Origin of the sequence: Salmonella sp. 32120201201600049SM (genome assembly GCF_017572835.1) — a bacterium.
Classification (GTDB): Bacteria; Pseudomonadota; Gammaproteobacteria; order Enterobacterales; family Enterobacteriaceae; genus Salmonella; species Salmonella enterica.
The window spans coordinates 627,912-650,398 of record NZ_JAGESA010000001.1 but is presented as its reverse complement, the minus strand read 5'-3'; the positions used below and the strand labels follow the sequence as shown (position 1 = coordinate 650,398).

Here is a 22,487-nt window from a genome sequence, read left to right as displayed (position 1 = left end):
GTTAAGTTTTTGAAGTTCAATTTGCAAAGTGTATCGCACTTCGGCCCGCCACGTAAAAATGTCGGTGGATAACTGGCGTAAATGTCGTCAATTAGCCGGAGAAATAGCTAAAGCTGATGCTTTTTAAGCAAGGCGCGAAACTGGTGGTAGGTGAGCGCCAGCAAATCGGCGGCTCGTTTCTGGTTAAACTTCGCCTGCTGTAAGCTACGTTGCAGCAGCGCTTTTTCCTGTTGCAGTTGAAACTCACGTAATTTGAGCGGCAGGTCAGGCGTGACGGATGCCGCTGGCAGGGCGGGCGCGGGCGGTTCAGCGGGATGGCGTTGAAAAGGATCGATAACAATTTCATCCAAAGGTTGTTCACTACTGCCGTGGCGATACACTGAACGTTCGACTACGTTTTTCAGCTCGCGGACATTACCTGGCCAGGCGTAATGCAACAACGTTTCTTTTGCCCGATCGGTAAAACCGGGAAATAAGGGCAGACGTAGCTCACGACACATCTGAATAGCAAAGTGCTCGGCCATCAGCATGATATCGCTCTGGCGTTCGCGCAGCGGCGGCAGTTGTACAACATCAAAAGCCAGCCTGTCGAGCAGATCGGCACGAAATGTCCCTTCCTTCACCATGGCGGGTAAATCGGCATTAGTGGCGCATACTAATCGCACATTAACCTGTAACGGCTGGCTGCCGCCGACGCGCTCTAGCTCGCCATATTCAATCACCCGCAGCAGCTTTTCCTGTACCAGCATCGGCGCTGTCGCCAGTTCATCCAAAAACAGCGTGCCGCCATCGGCGCGTTCAAAGCGACCGGGATGGCGTTTTTGCGCCCCGGTAAAAGCACCCGCTTCATGACCAAACAGTTCGGAGTCCAGCAGATTTTCGTTAAGCGCTGCGCAGTTAAGCGAGATAAGCGGCCCCTGCCAGCGTGAAGAGAGATAGTGCAGGCGATTGGCGATAAGTTCTTTACCCGTCCCGCGTTCGCCAATAATCAGCACTGGCTTATCCAGCGGCGCGAGCCGGGAGACTTGTTCCAGTACTTCAAGAAAACGGTTTGCCTCGCCGAGCAGGTTATCTTTAAATTCAGCCATGATGAAAATCGCCACTTGTTAGTGTTTTTCACCACTTTATCCTTTTTTGCTGGCGAGGTAAAACGAAACAATTTCTTTATTATCAGTGACATGAAAAGTTGGCACGCAAATTGTATTAATCATGTAGCAGGGCATCGCCCGTTATCAGAACATTATGTGAGGATTGAATTATGGGTATTTTTTCTCGTTTTGCCGACATCGTGAACGCCAATATCAATGCGTTGTTGGAAAAAGCGGAAGATCCGCAGAAGCTGGTGCGCCTGATGATTCAGGAGATGGAAGATACGCTGGTGGAGGTTCGCTCGAACTCCGCGCGAGCTTTAGCGGAAAAGAAACAGTTATCCCGTCGTATTGAACAGGCTACGGCTCAGCAGATCGAGTGGCAGGAAAAAGCGGAACTGGCCCTGCGCAAAGATAAAGACGATCTGGCGCGCGCCGCATTGATTGAAAAACAAAAGCTGACCGATTTAATTGCTACGCTTGAACAGGAAGTCACGCTGGTGGATGACACGCTGGCGCGCATGAAGAAAGAGATTGGCGAGCTGGAAAACAAACTCAGCGAAACACGCGCTCGCCAGCAGGCGCTGATGCTGCGTCATCAGGCGGCGAGTTCTTCCCGCGATGTCCGTCGTCAGCTTGACAGCGGCAAACTGGATGAAGCCATGGCGCGGTTTGAATCCTTTGAACGTCGTATCGATCAAATGGAAGCGGAAGCGGAAAGCCATCGTTTTGGTAAGCAGCAATCGCTGGACCAACAGTTTGCCAACCTGAAAGCCGATGATGAAATCAGCGAGCAGCTTGCGCAGTTGAAAGCCAAAATGAAGCAAGATAATCAATAATGACAATGGCGGCGCCGATACGCGCCGTCGCTCATCAGCTTTAGGTGTAAGGAGAACGCATGAGCGCGCTATTTCTGGCCATCCCGTTAACCATTTTTGTGTTGTTTGTGTTACCGATTTGGCTGTGGCTGCATTACAGCAACCGCGCCGGTCGGGGAGAACTGTCGCAAAGCGAGCAGCAACGCTTACTGCAACTCACAGACGATGCGCAACGTATGCGCGAGCGCATTCAGGCGCTGGAAGACATTCTTGATGCAGAGCATCCGAACTGGAGAGAGCGCTAATGGGTGGAATCAATCTGAATAAAAAACTATGGCGTATGCCGCAAAAGGGCATGGTGCGTGGCGTTTGCGCCGGGATCGCCGACTACCTTGATGTACCGGTAAAACTGGTGCGTATTCTGGTCGTGCTGTCGATTTTCTTTGGGCTGGCGTTTTTTACCGTAGTGGCCTATATCGTTCTGTCTTTTGTACTGGACCCTATGCCGGATAATCTGGCCGCAGGCAAACCGCAGCCGACCAGCGGCGAACTGCTGGATACCGTAGACAGAGAGCTTGCCGCAGGCGAAAAGCGTTTGCGAGAAATGGAACGCTACGTCACGTCAGATACGTTCACACTGCGTAGTCGTTTCCGTCAACTGTAAGTGATATATCGGGAAGGTGAAGATGAATACTCGCTGGCAACGCGCCGGGCAGAAGGTGAAGCCCGGCTTCAAAATAGCAGGTAAGCTGGTTCTGTTGACCGCGTTACGCTACGGGCCTGCCGGCGTGGCGGGATGGGCGGTAAAATCCGTCGCCCGTCGTCCGCTAAAAATGTTGCTGGCGTTTGCGCTGGAGCCAGTACTTCGTAAGGCGGCGAATAAAATTTCGCAGCGTTACAAATAGCGAGTCTGGTCATAATATTTCGTTAAGCTCTGGCGTATAGTGTGTGCGAAATACATTACGTGTCAGGACGGAAGTATGTTGAAAAAAGGAATATTTGCGTTAGCGTTATTCATAGCCATGCCGCTTTATGCCGCAGAATACTGGATAGATGTCCGCATTCCGGAACAATATCAGCGAGAGCATATTCAGGGCGCGATTAATATCCCATTGAAGGAGATTAAATCTCATATCGAAACGGTAGTTCCAGACAGGAACGATACGGTAAAGTTATATTGCAACTCCGGACGACAGTCGGGCATGGCAAAACAAATGTTGCTTGATATGGGGTATACGCACGCGATGAATATGGGCGGTATCAGTCGTCTTGATATGCCGAAAGTAAAAAAATAGATAATCTATTGCTCAATACTCATACTAACCGCGGCGCTTAATGCGCCGTTGTTGATCTCTCCGGGTAGTTGATAATAACGTTTTTGCACATATCTATAACGCAGGCTCGTTATTATTTTTTCTTCTCTTCAGGCTCAACAGGATGTCAATGAAGCGACTTAAAACTGAACTCAACGCGCTGGTCAATCGTGGGGTAGACAGGCATTTGCGTCTTGCCGTAACCGGGTTGAGCCGCAGCGGTAAAACAGCGTTTATCACGGCGATGGTTAACCAGTTGCTTAATGTCCACGCGGGCGCGCGCTTACCGTTGCTCAGCGCGGTACGCGAAGAACGCCTGCTTGGCGTAAAGCGCGTGCCTCAACGTGATTTTGGTATTCCCCGTTTTACCTACGACGAGGGGATACTTCAGCTTTATGGCAATCCTCCCGCATGGCCCACACCGACGCGCGGCGTGAGTGAGATTCGGCTGGCGTTGCGCTATCGCTCCAACGACTCGCTGCTGCGCCATTTTAAAGATACCTCGACATTGTATCTGGAGATTGTGGACTATCCAGGGGAATGGTTACTCGATCTGCCCATGCTGGCTCAGGATTATTTAAGCTGGTCCCGTCAGATGAACGGCTTGTTACAAGGGCAACGCGCTGAGTGGGCCGCAAAATGGCGGCAACTATGCGACGGACTCGATCCGCTGGCGCCCGCCGATGAAAATCGGCTGGCGGAGATTGCCGCCGCCTGGACGGATTATTTGCATCAGTGTAAATCGCAGGGATTGCATTTTATTCAGCCTGGACGGTTTGTTTTGCCGGGCGATATGGCGGGCGCGCCAGCGTTGCAGTTTTTCCCGTGGCCGGATGTGGACGCCTTCGGCGAGTCAAAACTGGCGCAGGCGGATAAACAGACCAACGCTGGAATGCTGCGCGAACGCTTTAACTACTATTGCGAAAAAGTGGTCAAGGGGTTCTACAAAAATCATTTTCTACGCTTTGATCGCCAGATTGTGCTGGTCGACTGTCTGCAACCGCTTAATAGCGGGCCGCAGGCGTTTAATGATATGCGTCTCGCCTTAACGCAGTTGATGCAAAGTTTTCACTATGGCCAGCGGACTCTGTTTCGCCGCCTGTTTTCGCCGGTAATTGATAAATTGCTGTTCGCCGCGACGAAAGCCGACCATGTCACCCTCGACCAACATGCCAATATGGTGGCCTTGCTCCAGCAGCTTATTCAGGATGCCTGGCAAAATGCCGCGTTTGAAGGCATTAGTATGGATTGCCTGGGGCTGGCGTCGGTACAGGCGACCACCAGCGGCGTGATTGAGGTCAACGGCGAAAAAATCCCGGCTTTACGTGGAAACCGTTTGAGTGACGGCGCGCCGTTAACCGTGTACCCCGGCGAAGTGCCTTCGCGTTTGCCGGGACAAGCGTTTTGGGATAAGCAGGGCTTTCAGTTCGAAGCCTTTCGTCCGCAGGTGATGGATGTTGATAAACCGTTACCGCATATTCGTCTGGACGCTGCGCTGGAGTTTTTAATAGGAGATAAGCTGCGATGAGCGAACCGTTAAAACCGCGTATTGATTTTGCAGAACCGCTAAAGGAGGAGCCTACGTCGGCCTTCAAAGCGCAGCAAACTTTCAGCGAAGCGGAGTCGCGTACATTTGCGCCTGCGGCTATCGATGAGCGCCCGGAAGACGAAGGCGTGGCAGAAGCGGCGGTCGATGCCGCGCTGCGCCCCAAACGCAGCCTGTGGCGTAAAATGGTGATGGGAGGGCTGGCGCTGTTTGGCGCGAGCGTGGTCGGGCAAGGCGTACAGTGGACAATGAATGCCTGGCAAACTCAGGACTGGGTCGCTTTAGGCGGCTGTGCCGCAGGCGCGCTGATCATTGGCGCTGGCGTGGGATCGGTGGTCACGGAGTGGCGGCGATTATGGCGCTTGCGCCAGCGGGCGCATGAACGCGATGAAGCCCGTGAACTGTTACATAGCCATAGCGTCGGGAAAGGTCGCGTATTTTGCGAAAAACTGGCGCAGCAGGCGGGGATTGATCAATCACATCCGGCATTACAACGTTGGTATGCCGCTATTCACGAAACGCAAAACGACAGGGAAATCGTCGGTTTGTATGCGCATCTGGTACAGCCGGTACTTGACGCGCAGGCGCGACGTGAGATTAGCCGTTTCGCCGCGGAATCGACTCTGATGATCGCCGTCAGCCCGTTAGCGTTGGTGGATATGGCGTTTATTGCCTGGCGTAATTTACGCCTGATTAACCGTATCGCAACGCTGTATGGCATTGAACTTGGTTATTACAGCCGCCTTCGTCTGTTCCGTCTGGTGTTGCTGAATATCGCGTTCGCGGGGGCCAGTGAGCTGGTGCGTGAAGTCGGTATGGACTGGATGTCTCAGGATCTGGCCGCACGCCTGTCCACGCGCGCGGCGCAGGGGATTGGCGCAGGTCTCCTTACCGCTCGACTGGGAATAAAAGCGATGGAGCTATGTCGACCATTGCCGTGGATCGACAACGATAAACCACGTCTCGGTGATTTTCGTCGTCAGCTTATCGGTCAGCTAAAAGAGACGCTGCAAAAGAGTAAGTCGTCGCCTGAGAAATGACCTTCCACAGGGCGCTGACTGCCTGGCTTTACGCCGCAGCGCCCGTTTTTCCGTCATGCTGTCAATATTTGTTGACAGAATCCTTCCTGCCAGCCGAATAGTGGCTTATCATCTATTTAATGGTTCATTATTCAGGTGAAGGTTCCCATGCGTCTGGAAGTCTTTTGTGAAGACCGACTTGGTCTGACCCGCGAATTACTTGATTTACTGGTGTTACGTAGCATTGATTTACGCGGAATCGAGATTGATCCCATTGGGCGAATTTATCTTAATTTTGCTGAGCTGGAATTCACCGACTTTAGCAGCCTGATGGCCGAAATCCGCCGTATTTCCGGCGTAACGGATGTCCGTACCGTTCCCTGGATGCCGTCCGAACGTGAACATCTGGCCCTGAGCGCGCTGCTTGAGGCGTTGCCGGAGCCGGTGCTCTCATTGGATATGAAGAGTAAAGTGGAGATGGCGAACCCGGCGAGTTGTCAGCTTTTTGCCCAGAGCCAGGAGCGAATGCGGCACCATACCGCCGCACAATTAATCAACGGTTTCAATTTTCAGCGCTGGCTGGACGGTAACCCGCAAAGCTCCCATAACGAACATGTCGTGATCAACGGGCAAAACTTCCTGATGGAGATTACGCCGGTACATTTACAAAACGAAAATGACGAATACGTGTTGACCGGGGCGGTAGTGATGTTGCGTTCCACGATTCGTATGGGACAGCAGCTACAGAATTTGTCCACGCAGGATCTGAGCGCGTTTAGTCAGATTATTGCCGTGAGCGCAAAGATGAAGCACGTCGTTGAGCAGGCGCGCAAACTGGCGATGCTCAGCGCGCCGCTGCTGATTACCGGCGATACGGGAACCGGCAAAGATCTTTTCGCCTATGCCTGTCACCAGGCAAGCCCTCGTTCAGCGAAACCGTATCTGGCGCTCAACTGCGCTTCAATCCCGGAAGATGCGGTAGAAAGCGAACTATTTGGCCATGCGCCGGAAGGTAAAAAAGGTTTCTTTGAACAGGCGAATGGCGGTTCGGTGCTGCTGGATGAAATTGGCGAAATGTCGCCGCGTATGCAGGCGAAGCTGCTGCGTTTTCTCAACGATGGTACGTTCCGTCGCGTCGGCGAAGATCACGAAATTCATGTTGATGTCCGCGTTATCTGCGCCACGCAGAAAAATCTGGTGGAGCTGGTGCAAAAAGGACTGTTCCGCGAAGATCTCTATTATCGACTTAACGTTCTGACGCTTAATTTGCCGCCGTTGCGCGATTGTCCGCAGGATATTATGCCGTTGACCGAACTGTTCGTGGCGCGTTTTGCCGACGAACAGGGCGTTCCGCGACCGAAACTGTCTGCCGATCTGAGTACGGTCCTCACTCGTTACGGCTGGCCGGGTAACGTTCGCCAGCTTAAAAATGCGATTTACCGGGCGCTGACGCAACTGGAAGGGTATGAGCTGCGTCCGCAGGATATCCTGCTGCCTGACTACGATGCCGCGACGGTGGCAGTCGGCGAGGATGCGATGGAAGGCTCGCTGGATGACATTACCAGTCGTTTTGAACGTTCTGTCCTGACCCAGCTTTATCGTAGCTATCCGAGTACGCGTAAACTGGCGAAACGGTTGGGGGTATCGCACACCGCGATTGCCAATAAGCTGCGTGAATATGGTCTGAGCCAGAAGAAGGGTGAAGAGTAGAAAAAAAGAAGGCCTCCGGATAGAGGCCTTCTTGTGACAAAAGAGCACCGCCTGTAGCACTGACAAACGTAGCGCCAGCAGTCGCTGGCTTATGCCTTCAGGACATTAAGCGCGGCGTCGTAATCCGGCTCGTGGGTGATTTCATCCACCAACTGGCTGAAAATAACGTTGTCGTTTTCGTCAAGCACGATGACTGCGCGCGCCGCCAAACCTTTCAGCGGGCCGTCAACGATTTCGACGCCGTAGTTTTTCAGAAACTCGTTATTACGCAGAGTGGAAAGCGTAATAACGTTGCTCAGGCCTTCCGCGCCGCAAAAACGCGACTGTGCAAAAGGCAGGTCAGCAGAAACGCACAATACGACGGTATTCTCCACTTCTGTGGCCAGTTGATTAAACTTACGAACTGATGCGGCGCATACGCCAGTATCAATGCTGGGGAAAATATTCAGCACTTTGCGTTTGCCTGCATATTGGCTGAGGGAAACGTCAGACAAATCTTTTGCGACAAGAGTAAAAGCCTGTGCTTTGCTACCAGCCTGCGGAATAACGTTGGCAACGGTGACCGGGTTACCCTGGAAATGTACAGTCTGTGACATAATTATGTTCCTATTTACTTATAGTTAACGTCGAAATCCAGTTTAAGTCATTATTCATTAACACGGCAAATACTATTTGTAGCAAGCCGCGTCCGGCGCTATCAGAGGGGAAGAGATGAGATCTGTTAAGGTATATGAGGAAACCTGGCCGTTGCATACGCCTTTCGTTATTGCGCGTGGTAGCCGAAGCGAAGCGCATGTTGTCGTTGTCGAACTGGAAGAAGAGGGCGTAAAAGGCATCGGGGAATGTACGCCATATCCACGTTATGGTGAAAGTGATGCCTCGGTCATGGCGCAAATCATGAGTATTGTGCCTCAGTTGGAAAACGGGCTGACTCGCGAAGCATTGCAGAAACTGTTGCCGGCAGGCGCGGCGCGCAACGCGGTGGATAGCGCCTTATGGGATTTGCAGGCCCGCCAGCGGCAGCAAAGCCTTGCCGGGCTGCTCGGCGTGACGCTGGCCCCGGTTTTTACTACCGCGCAAACGGTAGTGATAGGCACGCCGGAACAGATGGCAGCCAGTGCGGCGGCACTATGGGAAAAAGGGGCGACGTTGCTGAAAATTAAACTCGATGCTCGTCTGATTAGCGAACGTATGGTGGCGATCCGCTCGGCGGTGCCGGAGGCGACGCTCATTGTGGACGCCAATGAATCGTGGCGTCCGGAGGGGCTGGCGGCGCGTTGCCAGTTACTGGCGGATCTGAATGTCGCGATGCTGGAGCAACCGCTGCCCGCGCAGGATGACGCCGCCCTGGAAAATTTTATTCATCCGTTGCCCATCTGTGCAGATGAGAGCTGCCATACTCGCAGTAGTCTGAAAGCCCTGACGGGGCGCTACGATATGATCAACATTAAGCTGGATAAAACCGGCGGTCTGACCGAGGCGCTGGCGCTGGCAACGGAGGCGCGGGAGCAAGGATTCGGCCTGATGCTGGGCTGTATGCTCTGTACATCAAGAGCGATTAGCGCCGCGCTGCCGCTTATGCCGCAGGTGAGCTTCGCCGATCTTGATGGCCCAACATGGCTGGCGGTTGATGTTGAGCCCGCGCTACGCTTTACGACGGGTCAACTCCATCTTTAGGATGCCAGCGGAGCAGATTCGACATCGCCAGCAAGTATTTTTCGCTGGCTTCATCGGCGGAAACAGGGGGAAACTCGGCGGTAATGCAGTGCAGGTTGAGGTCGGCGCACCAGCTGCCAAACGAACCGGGCGTTTCGTAACCTACGCTGGTCACCAGCGGCAACGCAAACGCATCGGCCAGCCACTCGCCTAGCTCGCTGCGACGTGGATCTTCAATGCAGGCTAGCGGATCGTGAAAAGAGACGACCCAGGCGGGTTGGAGTCGATGAATTAACTGGCAAAGCGCCTGGGTTTCCGGTTCTGAGCCGGGATGGTCGCCGGTTAGCAGCACGACATCACGCTCTTGCGCGCGGCTATTCCAGCGATAAACTGTCTCACCCGCTTTCCAGTTGGCGGCGGGAAAGTTACGGTTTAGATCAATGCCATTCGCATTTGCCCTTAACCCCAGTTGACAGCCATCAGGATTAACGGCAAGTACGACATGATGACGGCGAAGGGACGGATTTAAGGTGCGTAACGCACAGGAGAGCGTCACCACGGATGAGGTTTCATCCCCGTGGGTGCCAGCCAGTATCAGACCGCTTTCGCGATTGGCGGCAGGCGCCGGAAACCAGATTAGCGGCGCGCCTAGTAGCGAACGTCCATAATGTTCAGTGCCTGGCGGAAATGCGCCGCGCTCGGCACGGGGGCGGGTGACAGTCATACGCGTTTCCCGAAGCTGAGACCAGTAGGGTAATCATCGTAGTGTTGTGTAAAACCCGCCGATTATCAAATGGTTTCTATTTACCATCTTGTATGGCGCGATATCAACTTTCTGGCGGAAGATAATTGCATTTCTTTCTGCTGAAACAAATAATTACGTTGTCATTTAACTCATCTTTGAGGAACTTCTATGAGGCATTCTGTTTCAGTAACCTGTTGTGCGCTGTTGGTTAGCAGCTTTTCCCTGGCATATGCTGCGGATGTTCCCGGCGGAACGGTACTGGCAGAAAAACAAGAACTGGTGCGTCATATCAAAGATGAGCCCGCTTCGTTAGATCCAGCGAAAGCCGTTGGGCTGCCTGAAATTCAGGTGATCCGCGATCTGTTTGAAGGGCTGGTTAACCAGAACGAAAAGGGTGAAATTATCCCTGGTGTCGCCAGCCAGTGGAAGAGCAATGATAATCGTATCTGGACGTTTACGTTGCGGGATAATGCGCAATGGGCCGATGGAACGCCGGTGACCGCCCAGGATTTTGTCTATAGCTGGCAACGCCTTGTTGATCCCAAAACGCTTTCCCCCTTCGCTTGGTTTGCCGCTCTGGCTGGCATCACTAATGCGCAAGCCATTATCGACGGTAAAGTCACGCCGGATCAGCTTGGCGTCAGTGCCGTGGACGCGCACACTTTGCGTGTTCAGCTTGACAAGCCGTTGCCCTGGTTTGCCAGTCTGACCGCCAGTTTTGCCTTTTATCCGGTCCAAAAAGCGAATGTCGAAAGCGGCAAAGACTGGATGAAGCCGGGAAAACTGATTGGCAATGGCGCGTATGTGCTTAAAGAGCGCGTGGTAAATGAAAAACTGGTGGTCGTGCCTAATACGCATTACTGGGATAACGCGAAAACGGTACTGCAAAAAGTGACATTTTTACCCATTAACCAGGAGTCGGCTGCGACGAAACGTTATCTTGCCGGTGATATTGATATCACCGAATCTTTCCCTAAAAATATGTACCAGAAATTATTGAAGGATATTCCAGGGCAAGTTTATACGCCGCCGCAATTAGGGACTTATTATTATGCGTTTAATACGCAGAAAGGGCCGACGGCGGATTCCCGCGTTCGTCTGGCGCTAAGTATGACCATTGATCGCCGTTTGATGGCGGAAAAAGTCTTAGGTACCGGTGAAAAACCGGCCTGGCATTTTACACCGGATGTCACGGCAGGATTTAAGCCCGATCCTTCACCGTTTGAACAAATGAGTCAGGAAGAACTTAACGCCCAGGCGAAAACATTGCTGCGTGCAGCAGGCTACGGATCGCAGAAGCCGCTTAAATTAACTCTGCTTTACAATACCTCAGAAAACCATCAGAAAATCGCGATTGCGGTGGCGTCAATGTGGAAGAAAAATCTGGGGGTGGATGTGAAATTGCAAAACCAGGAGTGGAAAACGTATATCGACAGCCGTAATACCGGTAATTTTGATGTTATTCGCGCCTCCTGGGTGGGTGATTACAACGAACCGTCGACTTTCTTATCCTTATTAACGTCCACGCATACGGGGAATATTTCACGCTTTACTAATCCGACTTATGACAAAATCCTGACGCAAGCGACGATGGAAAATACCGCCGAAGCACGTAACGCGGATTACAATGCAGCGGAGAAAATTTTAACGGAACAAGCGCCTATAGCGCCTATTTATCAGTATACCAATGGCCGGTTAATTAAACCGTGGGTAAAGGGATATCCCATTACTAACCCGGAAGATGTGGCCTATAGTCGCACAATGTATATCGTGAAGCACTGATGCGTACTGGTTTCTTGTTAACGCAAGGTAGCCATGCCCGCCGCCTGATGCTGGCAGAAGGCATGGGGATTAAGCGAGCGCCTGATGCCGCCGTTCTCATTGGTGTGTTTTCAGCCAGGCGGCAATATCCTGTGTCGGCAGATGATGTTGTGCATTCCAGGTGTCACTCATCGGCCACCACATACCGTCACCACGCGCGAAGGCGACGCGATAGCGCAGCATTGGGTCATGCGGATGTAAACGGAGCTGCTCCTGTAAGTCAGGTTGCGTCAATACGCCTCGGGTAAAGGTTTGCTGCGTCACGCGTTCGACCGTTTCCGCCAGTTTTGCATAAGAGGTCGTTTCCCCCGCGACAAAGACGACTTCGTTAGTGATACGCGGCTGATGCAGATAAATTTCAGTGGTCAGGCGACCAATATCCGCAGGCGACGTGACAGTGACCTGCATTTCCCATCCGCCGAGGGCATTGATGGTTTTTTGGGCTAAGTTGACCACACCAAAGGCCGGTTCGAAGAGAAAAGAGGTAAATAAACCGGTTGAAACAATCACCCACTCTGTGACGTTTTGCTCGCGCAAAAGCGTCCTGACGTCATACTGTTCGTCCCACACCGGCTGGCCGCTGCCTTTGCCGACCACATCGTAATTCACGCCAAACTGCCAGGGGAAATAGCGCTTAACGCCCGCCTCCAGTACCGCGCGGGTGATTTTTATCTGGGTACCCGCACCGGCGACAAACCCCATACAATTGATGATCGTATCAAAACCGTGGAATTGATCTTTTAACGCTGCAACCGAACTGTCTGCGATGTCGACCGGGATAAACCGCGCACCGGCATCCGCCAGTTGTTGATGAATGCTGGAACGTCGTTTGCTCTGTTTATCCCTGGATCGCCCTGACACAATAATGCAAACGGAACCATTACGCTGTGTGACCGCCGGAACCAACGACGCCAGCACTGACGCCCCCAGTTGTCCCGCGCCCAGCACCAATACTTTTTCACCCACCTGATTATTGGATTGTTTCATTTGCACCTCTCTGTGTTGATTCACCTGTAGATAGAGATTACGTCAGGGATCTGCGTTCGATAAGACGCCGAAGACGGGTTAGACTGTTCTGATAAATGGGATAATTGGCGGGGGGAAAATGGACAAGCTGGAAGCGATGCAGGTCTATGTTTGCGTGGTGGATACCCATAGTTTTATCAGAGCCGCCGAAGTGCTGGGCGTGCCGCGCTCAACGGTATCGCGGGTGGTTAAAGAACTGGAATCCTGGCTTAAGATTCAACTTTTGCAACGTACAACTCGCAAACTTAGTGTGACCGCAGAGGGGCGGCGTTACTACGAAGAGTGCAAAAGAGTACTGGCAGATATCGCGGCCATGGAGTCGTCATTTCCCGGCCGGGCGGCACAACCCAAAGGGCGTTTTAAAGTGGGGATGCCGCAATCTCTCGCCCGACATTGCATTATTCCCACGCTCCCGGCCTTTTTGCGCCAATATCCGGAGCTGGAGCTGATACTTTGTTCCAGCGATAGCGTGGAGGATATTATCCTGCAAGGGTATGACTGCGTGATTCGGGCCGGCAGGATCGATGATTCCACCACGCTGGTTGCCCGTCCGCTCGCCAGTTTTAACTGGGTGATAGCAGCATCGCCCACTTACATTGAGCGTTACGGTAGCCCTGAAAATTTAGATGATCTGCAAAAACACCATGCGGTCGGCTACCTGAACCACCGCACCGGGCGTACCACCGACTGGTTTTTTACGCGTGAGGGGGAGGATTACGCGATGCGGGTGCAGGAGACGCTGGTTGTCGATGATACGGACGCTTATATTCAGGCCGGAATACAGGGGCTGGGGTTAATTCGCGTCGCCAGCTATCTGGTTGCGCCGTATCTGCACAGCGGGGCGCTGGTGACCTGCATGGACAACCATTCTTATGATTTGCCGCTTGCGCTGGTCTATCCGCAAAACAGGTTTTTGCCGCCTGCGGTACGCGCTTTTTATGACTGGTGCAAAACGGCGCTGAGCCAGTCGGAGCCTCTTCGCTAAAAAATATTATTCCGGATATCGCATTGCCTGTTCAGAAAACTTTTTCACAGACGGTCAAAATGACGGTACTGGTTTTGACGCATAAGAAAAAGTCATTATCAAACAGGTGCTACACGGCGAGGATATAGCAAGCACTGAACGTTTGGATGCAATAAAAAATCTGTACAACTGTTATTAATGAACTTTTTGTATAAATATAATTGGATTTAACAATACTCATTGTACCTGTATTTTGTTCTTATCATGGCGTCTTTACGACGAAAGGGTGCTTTAGCGTGGAATATTCAATATTAAGTAACAACCTTAAAATGCCTATGGTTGGTTTTGGCGTTTTTAAGGTAACCGACAAAGAAGAATGTCAGCAGTCAGTGTTAAGCGCTATTCGCAGCGGTTATCGCCTTATCGATACCGCTGCGGTATACGGCAATGAAGATGCCGTTGGTGACGCTGTTCGTGAAGCCATCGCGACAGGTCTGTGTACCCGTGAGGAGTTATTTATTACTTCTAAACTGTGGGTGCAAGATATGGCTAACTACGATCTGGCCAAAGCAGGTATTGAAGCATCGCTGAAAAAATCCGGGTTAGATTATTTTGATCTCTATTTATTGCATCAGGCAATGGGCGATTATTTTAGCGCGTGGCGCGCGCTGGAAGACGCTTATGAAGCTGGTAAACTAAAAGCCATTGGCGTGTCCAACTTCTATGCGCATGTGTTAGCCAACTTCTGTGAAACCGTCAGAATTACGCCAATGGTAAACCAGGTCGAATTGCATCCATACTTTGCACAACCCGCCGCGCTGGAAACCATGAAGCATTATAACGTCCAGCCTGAAGCGTGGGCGCCGTTAGGCGGCGGGAGACATAAACCGTATGAAAATGAAATGCTTCAAAGGATTGCCGATGCCCATCAAAAAACCATCGCGCAGGTTGTCCTGCGTTGGAACGTGCAGCGTGGCGTCACGGTTATTCCTAAATCCACTCGACAGGAACGCATTGAAGAGAACTTTGCTATCTGGGATTTCTCACTAACGGATAACGAAATGGCTCAAATCAACGCCCTTGATTTAGGCTACGTTGGCGAAGCGGTGAAGCATTTTAATCCTGAATTTGTTCGCGGTTGTCTTGGCGTTAAAATCCACGATTGATCCCGGCGCTTGCGGATGTTTTCTCACATGAACAGCTTCTAACACGGTTGCCGGAGCGTAGACGGCAACCGTGTGATATTCGCCTGGCCGTCAGGCGCCGAAGGCACCATCGATGGTGTGCATCGCACCGGTGACGAAAGAGGCTTCCGGGCCGGCAAGCCATGCCACCATTCCAGCCACTTCTTCAGGTCTTCCGTGTCGTTTGATCGCCATGAAACTGTGCATCAGCTCTTTCATTGGGCCATTTTCCGGATTGATGTCGGTATCAATGGGGCCTGGCTGCACTACATTTATTGTAATCCCGCGGGGGCCAAAATCACGGGCTAAGCCGCGCGCCAGCCCTTGTAGGGCTGATTTACTGGCGGCGTACGCGGCCATTCCCGGTACGGGCATCCGATCGCCATTCACGGAACCGATAATAATAATGCGTCCACCTTCCGGCATGTGGCGGGCTGCTTCGACTGACGCATGGTAAGGCGCATGGATATTAATGCGGAACAAACGATCTATCGCATCGCTATCTTGTTCCAGCGCATCGCCGAAGAGAGCCACGCCCGCATTGACGACCAGAATATCCAGCGGTCCGTACTCACGCACGAGGCTGATGACGGCATCCCGATCGGCGCTATCCGTCTGGATGGCGATGCTTCCGGTTTCCGCTGCCAGTTTTTCGGCGGCTTCGCGCGATCCGGCGTAGCTGAAAACGACCGATGCGCCGTCAGCGCTAAAGCGTCGTACAATAGCCGCGCCGATACCACGACTTCCCCCTAAAACCAGTACAGATTTGTTGCGAAATAGCGTCATCAGGATGTCCTTTATGATATTGTAGTAGCCACTACAATATGCGTAATGAAATCATGCCGTCAAGGAGTTATGTAGTGATGACTACAAAACATAGCCGAACGCCGGGTCGCCCTCGCCAGTTCGATCCGGAGCAAGCCATTGAAACCGCTCAACACTTATTTCATTCGCGCGGATACGACGCGGTGAGCGTAGCGGATCTGACAAAAGCGTTCGGGATCAATCCTCCCAGTTTCTATGCGGCGTTTGGCAGCAAGCTGGGGCTGTATACTCGCGTATTAAAACGTTACAGGATGACCGACGCGATTCCGCTCGGGGCGCTTCTGCGTCACGATCGCCCGACCGCGAAGTGCCTTATCGATGTGCTGATGGAAGCGGCAAGACGTTACGCTGCCGATCCTGATGCCACTGGATGTCTGGTTCTGGAGGGCGCTCATTGTAACGATAAACCGGCACGAGAGGCCGCCTGCGAGTTTTACATCGCTGCTGAAAACCTGATTCGCACTTATGTCGCCATGCGGTATCCGCAAGAGGCTGACCGGACGACGGACTTTATGGGGACGCTAATGGCGGGGCTTTCCGCCAAGGCGCGAGCGGGGTATAGCCTGGAGCGTCTTCAGGAGAGCGTGCTTCTGGCTGGGGATGTGCTGGAGCGATTACTGCCGGATTAACGCAGCGCATCAAAAAACCTGAGCCAGTCAGATACGGACAAACAGGGAGCAATAGCCCTAATCATCCATCTTGCCGTTGCGGTATTCGGTAAAGTACATCAAAAATAGAGGTGTCAGGGAAACAAGAAATGCAAAAGTGTAGTCTTATTACGGTACTTAGCTTATCAGTGTTGATGCTAGCCGGATGTACAACGACCTATACCATGACGACCCGGACGGGAGAGATTATTGAAACGCAGGGTAAGCCGGAGGTTGACACCGCAACCGGAATGACGAAATACGCTGATGTTTATGGTTATCATCGCGTTATTAAAACCAGTGAAATAGTGCAGACGACAGAAGGCGCATCGAAGCTGGACTGGTAATGCGCTAAAGCAGTTGGGAGGCCGTGTCCAGTATGGGTACCGGACGGTTTCTGGGCCTGAATTGAATAGAGCGCCTGTATAGCCGAATTCCGGGTCTCGGCTTGATTTGTGTTGTCAGTTATTTGGTTGTTCCCTGTATAGTGAAGATAAACAGTACTCATGGCTAACGGTCTGTTTTGGATTGCTAACTATCCCGGATTCTGCGCGTTTTATTTAGTCACAACCGTGGTTAAGAATATTTTGGGTCAGACTTACACGCCGGGTATTAAGATAATCCGTCGCATAGAGAGCTTGATCGGCATCATTCGGTTCAAGAAGAAACGGCGTAACTTTAGGTATGAGATCAGCAAACAGGTTATATTGATCCACAGAGGCAAAATGCCGGGTAGCGCTGGCCCAGGGCATTCGCATCAGCTCTGCGTAAGAAGGGGATAGTTGAACTGGCAAATCAAATTCTTTCAGATTAGCAAGCATCTCCTTACTCATATAAAATGTGACCCTGTTTCGCGAAAAGGTGTTAAGCACTGCCTTCAGTCGTTTAACTTTTGCTTCTTTACTCATGCTATTATCAAAAAAACGTGGTGAAAGCATAATAGCAATCGATGCATTTGGTGAAATAACATTATGTAGTGGTTTCAGGGCTACAACAATCTGATCGTTTGTGAAGATACGCTGCGTACCAGAAGAGGTAGTATAGTTTCCACCCAGCCAGATCACATAATCCGTTGTTTTGAGGGGAAGCGCTTTTTCCGGTATATTACCCCTGTCAGGTGCCACTGTTTCAATTGCTAGTGAGTCTTGTCCCCAGACATTATTTACTTTAGAACTCAAAAAATTATATTCTGAAATGTTCCTTAGTTTTAGTAGAGTTATCTGCGAGCGGGTAAAAAAGAGATTGAATCTCACTTTGTTCTGCAATTGCCGAAGTAATCTGAGCGTGTTTTGATCGATCAGATGAGTATAAAGACCAACCGTTTTTCCGGAAAGTATTGCTGAGGCATTGTTCGCAAGAAGCATCTCTTTTATAGCTCCTTGCCCAATAATCAGTACGCAACGGTATTTTTCTGGTCTGATTTTATCTATGGGGATATCGGTAAGATTGACCAGGTCAGGAGTGCCATGCCGCCAATTATCATGAATGACTGCGGCTCCGGAGGCGTCTCCTCCGGCTCCCCTGGTGATAATAAGAGGAGGGTGGGTACTGGCATGTGCGATATACGAAAAACACGCTACCATTGCTAGCGTTGTGTTTCTGATGGTTGTATACATATCGTCTGCCCTGATTTCGAAAATATGAATAATGTCTCCTCTTATAATGTACATCAAAAAGAGAGCATTTTAATTAAACGTTATCTCAACGAGATAAAAGGTTAGCACAGTAAAATATAGAGAGAATGTAATCATACCAACATTGTAAATGTGGGAGCATGAAGGCCCCGCAAGCCGCCCGGCCAGCATACTCCCATTAATAGTTAAAGTATGGACTTTGCTTTTACCATAAACTGTAGCCAATATTACCTGATCACTACACCGTACAGTACTGTCAGTAATCTGTCTCCGGTGTCGCGTGCACGCAATTTATTTTTTTCAATTCTTTCAAAACGTTAATTATATTAATAGTCACTTATTTTACCAGAATCAATACTGAGAGTTTTATTACCGTTCTGAAAAGAGAAGACTTTTCAGATGAAATGCGTGGATGGTACGAAGTCATTACAGTACAGGGATGTAATAATAAAGATCGACAATGGATTCATTATTCTGTTGCTTTTGGACGGATGCCAAATGGAAGTATTCAATATCTTCTCCTTCTCTCCTGATAAGATTCAGTTTTGGCAATATACACATATATATTGTATTGGAAAATTGTTGATATTGTTCCTTATGACCAACGAAATGGAATTTTGCATATTTACCACATTTTATTACCCTCGACATGGGTATTTTTCCTCCATCGACGGAATTATGTTCCATACCAAAAAAACTGCTTACGGCGATGACCTGGTCTTTGGTATTATCCGGCTTAAAAGACGAGAGACAATACACATTTTCGCCCCACGTTCTGAGCGTCTCATGAATGATTTTCCATTTTATAGGCGACGCTTTTTTAGGAAGGTCATTTGTTGCGATCTGATGAGATGTTTGAAATCCGAAAATTTCTTTTGACGTAAGCTGACAAATTTCGAACTGATAATGCTCATCACAGTCAAGCCAGTAGGGAGGCCGTAGGTTTCTGAGATCCCAGAAATCAGCCTTGCGATAGTTATTGGGATTGACGCCAAATGTTTTTTTGAACTCTCGACTATAGGACTGCACTGAATCAAACCCCATTCTGAACGCGATATCTGTGACCGACTGAGAGGTCAGCTTTAGCAGAGTGGCGCTTCTGCTCAACTTGCGTTGTCTGATATATTTCCCGATAGAGACGCCACACTTTTCTTTAAAAAAATCCTGCAAACTCCTTCGCGAATAACCTGTTATAACAACCAACTTTTCAATATCAATCCTCTCTTCAAGATTTTTTTCTATTTGCTCTAATACTGAGACTATTATGGCTCTTTTCATCATCATTCCTCTTTATTGAAGCCGAAAATATAAACATTTAAGGTGTTTGACATACTGTGTTATTAAACCAGTGGGGGGTTGTTAGCTTTTCTGGCAAAACAAGAAAGATTTAAATTGCTTGACGTTTCTGAATAAACTTTACACTTGGAGATCGGCTTTTGCCAGTAAAGCTAAGTAATTGGCATGGCGAAGGGCATAATTTCACAGGCGGTTAAAATGATTGAATAATCCTGAATTTTTAGCCCGTGAGATTATAAATCTCATAATTATTTCTAATGATTTAATAAAAGGGATGAATTGTTTTGTACTTCAAAAAATCTTTATTAGCTTTAGCGATTTGTGCATCCGTGGTCTCAGTAGAGGCGGTGGCGAATATCAGAGCCAATGATATGGCTTCTTCTGCTACGCCTGCTTCTGTTGGTCACCGTCCTGTGGCAACTACTAATGCAAAAAAGATAGAAGTGTCTGGGGAACTGACGACCGGTTCAACCCTCCAGATAGCGGATGTTTTTATTGAGGATGAGGATGGGGATCCCTTATCGCTGGATAAAATGAATAATGCCGACGATATTAAATGGTATCTGGTGGATAATGAGGCCGCCGATCCTTCTGGAACCCCGGCGGCAACCGGGACGGCTTTTACCATTCCTGCTGATGCAGGCGGTAAAAAAATTAAAATCGTTTACCGGATTAAGACGGCAACGGGGACGCCGGATAGTGCATTCTTGCCTGCCACTGTCTTATTAACTGCTGCATCTTCTGGGGTGAGCGGCGACTCCGCCGCAGACGGTACAATTTCTAATAAGCTACGTTCTGTCACTATCAATGTGGTGAATGAAAGTGGTAAACCGACTGATGAACTCAACGGTACCAATGACGCCAACACTCCAGTGGTAGGCGGCACCCTTGAAGCGGTACTGGAATGTGCCGCCACAGCGGCGGCTGAGTGTGAGGTCAGTAATTATAACTTTACCTGGCAGATGGCGGATGCCGGGACACCAGATAAGTTCACCGATCTGAATAATACCAACGCTGAAAAGCATAAATATATTATTAAGGGAACTGAGCAGAATAAACTGTTCCGTGTCCACGTTACGCCTAAAACGACGAAAGCCACGCCGGAGAATAAACGCGCTATCCGTCGCTGATGGTTATCGCCAAATAAACATCTTATTTAAATACTCCCTCTGCCAGGCAGGGGGATATAGCAGGAGACAATAAAGTGGTTTTTTCTAAAAAACCCATTACTAAATATATAACCTGGGCCATTGTTACCAGTCAGATTCCACTGCCGGTCATTGCTGATAGCGATAATGAAATTCAGTCGTGGATTGCGGGGACGGCATCGTCTATTTCTCCGCATCTGCAGGAGGGGACGCTGGAGGATTATGCCAAAGGAAAAATAAAGGCGTTACCAGGGCAGGCCGCTAATCATCTGGTGAACGAGGGGATAAAGAGCGCTTTTCCGGAGATTATTTTCCGTGGTGGCGTCAATCTTGAAGATGGCGCGAAATATCGCTCATCAGAGTTCGATATGTTTATTCCCGTCCAGGAAACAACATCGTCTTTACTCTTTGGTCAGCTTGGCTTTCGCGACCACGACAACAGCAGTTTCGATGGCCGCACCTATGTTAACGTTGGTATGGGTTACCGCCAGGAGGTCAATGGATGGCTGCTCGGCGTCAATACGTTTCTGGATGCCGACATCCGTTATTCCCACTTACGTGGCGGCATTGGCGGGGAAGTTTATAAAGACAGTCTGGCCTTTTCCGGCAACTATTATTTCCCTCTCACCGGCTGGAAAACGTCAGCAGCGCATGAATTACATGATGAGCGTCCGGCATATGGCTTTGATCTGCGAACAAAAGGCACGCTTCCCGATTTTCCCTGGTTCAGTGGCGAGCTCACATATGAACAGTATTACGGGGATAAAGTTGATCTATTGGGTAACGGTACATTAAGCCGGAATCCCCGCGCCGCAGGTGCGGATCTGGTCTGGAATCCTGTCCCCTTGCTTGAGGTCAGAGCAGGATATCGGGACGCCGGTAACGGCGGCTCGCAGGCAGAGGGCGGTCTGAGAGTCAACTATTCCTTCGGTACGCCGTTACATGAACAGCTTGATTACCGCAACGTTGGTGCGCCGTCAAATACGACTAATCGGCGTGCCTTTGTCGATCGTAATTACGATATCGTCATGGCGTATCGGGAGCAGGCCAGTAAAATCCGCATTACGGCAATGCCGGTTTCAGGCCTGTCCGGGACGCTGGTGACATTAATGGCGACGGTAGATAGCCGTTACCCGATTGAGAAGGTTGAGTGGTCGGGTGATGCGGAACTTCTCGCCGGACTCCAGCTTCAGGGGAGTTTGGGCAGCGGCCTTATCCTTCCACAACTTCCGCTGACGGTGACCGACGGTCAGGAGTATAGCCTTTATTTAACGGTGACTGACAGCCGGGGTACTCGCGTGACCTCCGAGCGTATCCCGGTAAGGGTGACACAGGATGAGACCAGTTTCCGTTCATGGATAAATGTTATCAATGACGATGTTCAGGTTGAGGACGGCAACTTTGTTATCAGTACGCCGCTTCCTGCCGGCGAAGAGGGGAAGGTTATTGAGTGGCACTACGTGCGCGAGCGCTCTGAAGAGGAGTGGGCGTCGCTCAAACCACGTCATATTAAGTATCAATCAGATATGCCGGGTCTGGCATTTAAAGCGCTCGGTGGCACAGAGCGTGACGGCCATTGGGTTGAACGGGTTCTGGTGACCCATATCGGCGATGATGCTCGCCCGCTCAAATTACATATTGAAGCAAGCGGACCAGACGATAAACATCCGGTGAAGGGGACCGTACTGCTGCAAGCGCAGTCAGACAGCATTGCTCAGAAGGTCACTTCTGTGGAGGTGCTTTTTACGCCGGGTACTGAAGAGGCCAACGGAAGCGTTACCGCGCCAGTCGTCGGAACGGAAATGCGAGCCAGAACGCTTTGTGTAAATAACACGGACTGTACTGATGCGTTTAATTATCAGTGGGAAATCTCGGATGAAATGAAATCCTGGAAATCCGTACCGGGGGCGACAAAGGCCACCTGGCTTATCCCTTATAGCCTTAACGGGGAATCGCTTCAGAATAAATATATCCGCGTCAGAATTATTTCTGATAAAGAAAATGCCAAGAGTTCTACCGCAGCATCTGATGCGAATTAATGTTTTAA

Annotated in this window: 23 protein-coding genes; 16 read left to right on the top strand and 7 right to left on the bottom strand. The window is 50.5% G+C overall.

Features of this window, described 5'->3' with window-relative positions; genetic code table 11:
* Positions 1-107: 107 nt before the first annotated feature.
* Positions 108-1,088 (bottom strand): phage shock protein operon transcriptional activator, encoded by a 981-nt coding sequence (pspF, locus tag J4650_RS03225; protein WP_001738297.1) that lies wholly within the window; start codon positions 1,086-1,088, stop codon positions 108-110.
* Positions 1,089-1,258: 170 nt separating this feature from the next.
* Between pspF and pspA the strand changes: the two genes are divergently transcribed.
* The 8 genes from pspA to tyrR all read left to right on the top strand — a co-directional run bounded on the left by pspA (position 1,259) and on the right by tyrR (position 7,494).
* Complete coding sequence (gene pspA, locus J4650_RS03220; RefSeq protein WP_000510996.1) at positions 1,259-1,927, top strand: phage shock protein PspA; 669 nt, start codon at positions 1,259-1,261, stop codon at positions 1,925-1,927.
* 59 nt (positions 1,928-1,986) lie between these two features.
* A complete protein-coding gene (pspB, locus tag J4650_RS03215) occupies positions 1,987-2,211 on the top strand; it encodes an envelope stress response membrane protein PspB (RefSeq protein ID WP_001274953.1) in 225 nt (74 codons plus the stop codon).
* On the top strand, positions 2,211-2,570 hold the full coding sequence (pspC, locus tag J4650_RS03210) for an envelope stress response membrane protein PspC (RefSeq protein WP_000508938.1): 360 nt from the start codon (positions 2,211-2,213) through the stop codon (positions 2,568-2,570). The genes pspB and pspC overlap by 1 nt, the downstream gene beginning before the upstream one ends.
* 22 nt (positions 2,571-2,592) lie before the next feature.
* A complete protein-coding gene (gene pspD / locus J4650_RS03205; protein ID WP_001097607.1) occupies positions 2,593-2,811 on the top strand; it encodes a phage shock protein PspD in 219 nt (72 codons plus the stop codon).
* Positions 2,812-2,886: 75 nt separating this feature from the next.
* Complete coding sequence (gene pspE / locus J4650_RS03200; RefSeq protein ID WP_000913428.1) at positions 2,887-3,201, top strand: thiosulfate sulfurtransferase PspE; 315 nt, start codon at positions 2,887-2,889, stop codon at positions 3,199-3,201.
* A 148-nt stretch (positions 3,202-3,349) separates the two neighbouring features.
* The gene (locus tag J4650_RS03195) at positions 3,350-4,747 is read left to right on the top strand and encodes a YcjX family protein (RefSeq protein WP_000825858.1); all 1,398 of its coding nucleotides are present in this window, start codon (positions 3,350-3,352) and stop codon (positions 4,745-4,747) included.
* On the top strand, positions 4,744-5,805 hold the full coding sequence (locus J4650_RS03190) for a YcjF family protein (RefSeq protein ID WP_023138304.1): 1,062 nt from the start codon (positions 4,744-4,746) through the stop codon (positions 5,803-5,805). Before J4650_RS03195 ends, J4650_RS03190 begins: the two co-directional genes overlap by 4 nt.
* A 147-nt stretch (positions 5,806-5,952) precedes the next feature.
* Positions 5,953-7,494 carry a transcriptional regulator TyrR gene (tyrR, locus tag J4650_RS03185; RefSeq protein ID WP_001235493.1) on the top strand — a complete coding sequence of 514 codons (1,542 nt, stop codon included), beginning with the start codon at positions 5,953-5,955 and terminating at the stop codon, positions 7,492-7,494.
* Between the two features lie 89 nt (positions 7,495-7,583).
* Here tyrR and tpx read toward each other — a convergent pair whose 3' ends face one another.
* On the bottom strand, positions 7,584-8,090 hold the full coding sequence (gene tpx / locus J4650_RS03180) for a thiol peroxidase (RefSeq protein ID WP_000084401.1): 507 nt from the start codon (positions 8,088-8,090) through the stop codon (positions 7,584-7,586).
* A gap of 115 nt (positions 8,091-8,205) precedes the next feature.
* On the opposite strand from tpx, the gene ycjG reads away from it, so the two are divergent.
* Positions 8,206-9,171: an L-Ala-D/L-Glu epimerase gene (ycjG, locus tag J4650_RS03175; RefSeq protein WP_001258073.1), complete on the top strand. Its 966-nt coding sequence runs from the start codon at positions 8,206-8,208 to the stop codon at positions 9,169-9,171.
* On the opposite strand, the gene mpaA is transcribed toward ycjG, so the two are convergent.
* The gene (gene mpaA / locus J4650_RS03170) at positions 9,146-9,874 is read right to left on the bottom strand and encodes a murein tripeptide amidase MpaA (RefSeq protein ID WP_000219107.1); all 729 of its coding nucleotides are present in this window, start codon (positions 9,872-9,874) and stop codon (positions 9,146-9,148) included. The two genes, ycjG and mpaA, sit on opposite strands and share 26 nt — an antisense overlap.
* A 189-nt stretch (positions 9,875-10,063) precedes the next feature.
* On the opposite strand from mpaA, the gene J4650_RS03165 reads away from it, so the two are divergent.
* Positions 10,064-11,677, top strand: a complete 1,614-nt coding sequence (locus tag J4650_RS03165; RefSeq protein ID WP_001216563.1) for a peptide ABC transporter substrate-binding protein — start codon at positions 10,064-10,066, stop codon at positions 11,675-11,677.
* A gap of 96 nt (positions 11,678-11,773) precedes the next feature.
* Here J4650_RS03165 and J4650_RS03160 read toward each other — a convergent pair whose 3' ends face one another.
* The gene (locus tag J4650_RS03160; RefSeq protein WP_023993301.1) at positions 11,774-12,703 is read right to left on the bottom strand and encodes an aromatic alcohol reductase; all 930 of its coding nucleotides are present in this window, start codon (positions 12,701-12,703) and stop codon (positions 11,774-11,776) included.
* Between the two features lie 118 nt (positions 12,704-12,821).
* Here J4650_RS03160 and J4650_RS03155 point away from each other — a divergent pair, with 118 nt between their 5' ends.
* Both J4650_RS03155 and J4650_RS03150 read left to right on the top strand, forming a co-directional pair.
* Entirely contained in the window at positions 12,822-13,727 is a 906-nt protein-coding gene (locus tag J4650_RS03155; RefSeq protein WP_023202503.1) for a LysR family transcriptional regulator, read from the top strand.
* A gap of 275 nt (positions 13,728-14,002) precedes the next feature.
* Positions 14,003-14,872 (top strand): aldo/keto reductase, encoded by an 870-nt coding sequence (locus J4650_RS03150; RefSeq protein ID WP_000456771.1) that lies wholly within the window; start codon positions 14,003-14,005, stop codon positions 14,870-14,872.
* A gap of 90 nt (positions 14,873-14,962) precedes the next feature.
* On the opposite strand, the gene bdcA is transcribed toward J4650_RS03150, so the two are convergent.
* On the bottom strand, positions 14,963-15,676 hold the full coding sequence (bdcA, locus tag J4650_RS03145) for an SDR family oxidoreductase (RefSeq protein ID WP_023993300.1): 714 nt from the start codon (positions 15,674-15,676) through the stop codon (positions 14,963-14,965).
* A 77-nt stretch (positions 15,677-15,753) separates the two neighbouring features.
* Here bdcA and J4650_RS03140 point away from each other — a divergent pair, with 77 nt between their 5' ends.
* Positions 15,754-16,344, top strand: a complete 591-nt coding sequence (locus tag J4650_RS03140) for a TetR/AcrR family transcriptional regulator (protein WP_000208474.1) — start codon at positions 15,754-15,756, stop codon at positions 16,342-16,344.
* 128 nt (positions 16,345-16,472) lie between these two features.
* Positions 16,473-16,709 carry a YgdI/YgdR family lipoprotein gene (locus tag J4650_RS03135; RefSeq protein ID WP_001168017.1) on the top strand — a complete coding sequence of 79 codons (237 nt, stop codon included), beginning with the start codon at positions 16,473-16,475 and terminating at the stop codon, positions 16,707-16,709.
* 213 nt (positions 16,710-16,922) lie between these two features.
* On the opposite strand, the gene J4650_RS03130 is transcribed toward J4650_RS03135, so the two are convergent.
* The gene (locus J4650_RS03130) at positions 16,923-18,032 is read right to left on the bottom strand and encodes a hypothetical protein (protein ID WP_023993299.1); all 1,110 of its coding nucleotides are present in this window, start codon (positions 18,030-18,032) and stop codon (positions 16,923-16,925) included.
* A 390-nt stretch (positions 18,033-18,422) separates the two neighbouring features.
* Positions 18,423-19,280 (bottom strand): GyrI-like domain-containing protein, encoded by an 858-nt coding sequence (locus J4650_RS03125; RefSeq protein ID WP_077248414.1) that lies wholly within the window; start codon positions 19,278-19,280, stop codon positions 18,423-18,425.
* A gap of 296 nt (positions 19,281-19,576) precedes the next feature.
* Here J4650_RS03125 and zirU point away from each other — a divergent pair, with 296 nt between their 5' ends.
* A complete protein-coding gene (gene zirU / locus J4650_RS03120; protein WP_023993298.1) occupies positions 19,577-20,422 on the top strand; it encodes a two-partner-like secretion system exoprotein ZirU in 846 nt (281 codons plus the stop codon).
* A gap of 74 nt (positions 20,423-20,496) precedes the next feature.
* A complete protein-coding gene (zirT, locus tag J4650_RS03115) occupies positions 20,497-22,479 on the top strand; it encodes a two-partner secretion translocator ZirT (RefSeq protein WP_023993297.1) in 1,983 nt (660 codons plus the stop codon).
* Positions 22,480-22,487: the final 8 nt, after the last annotated feature.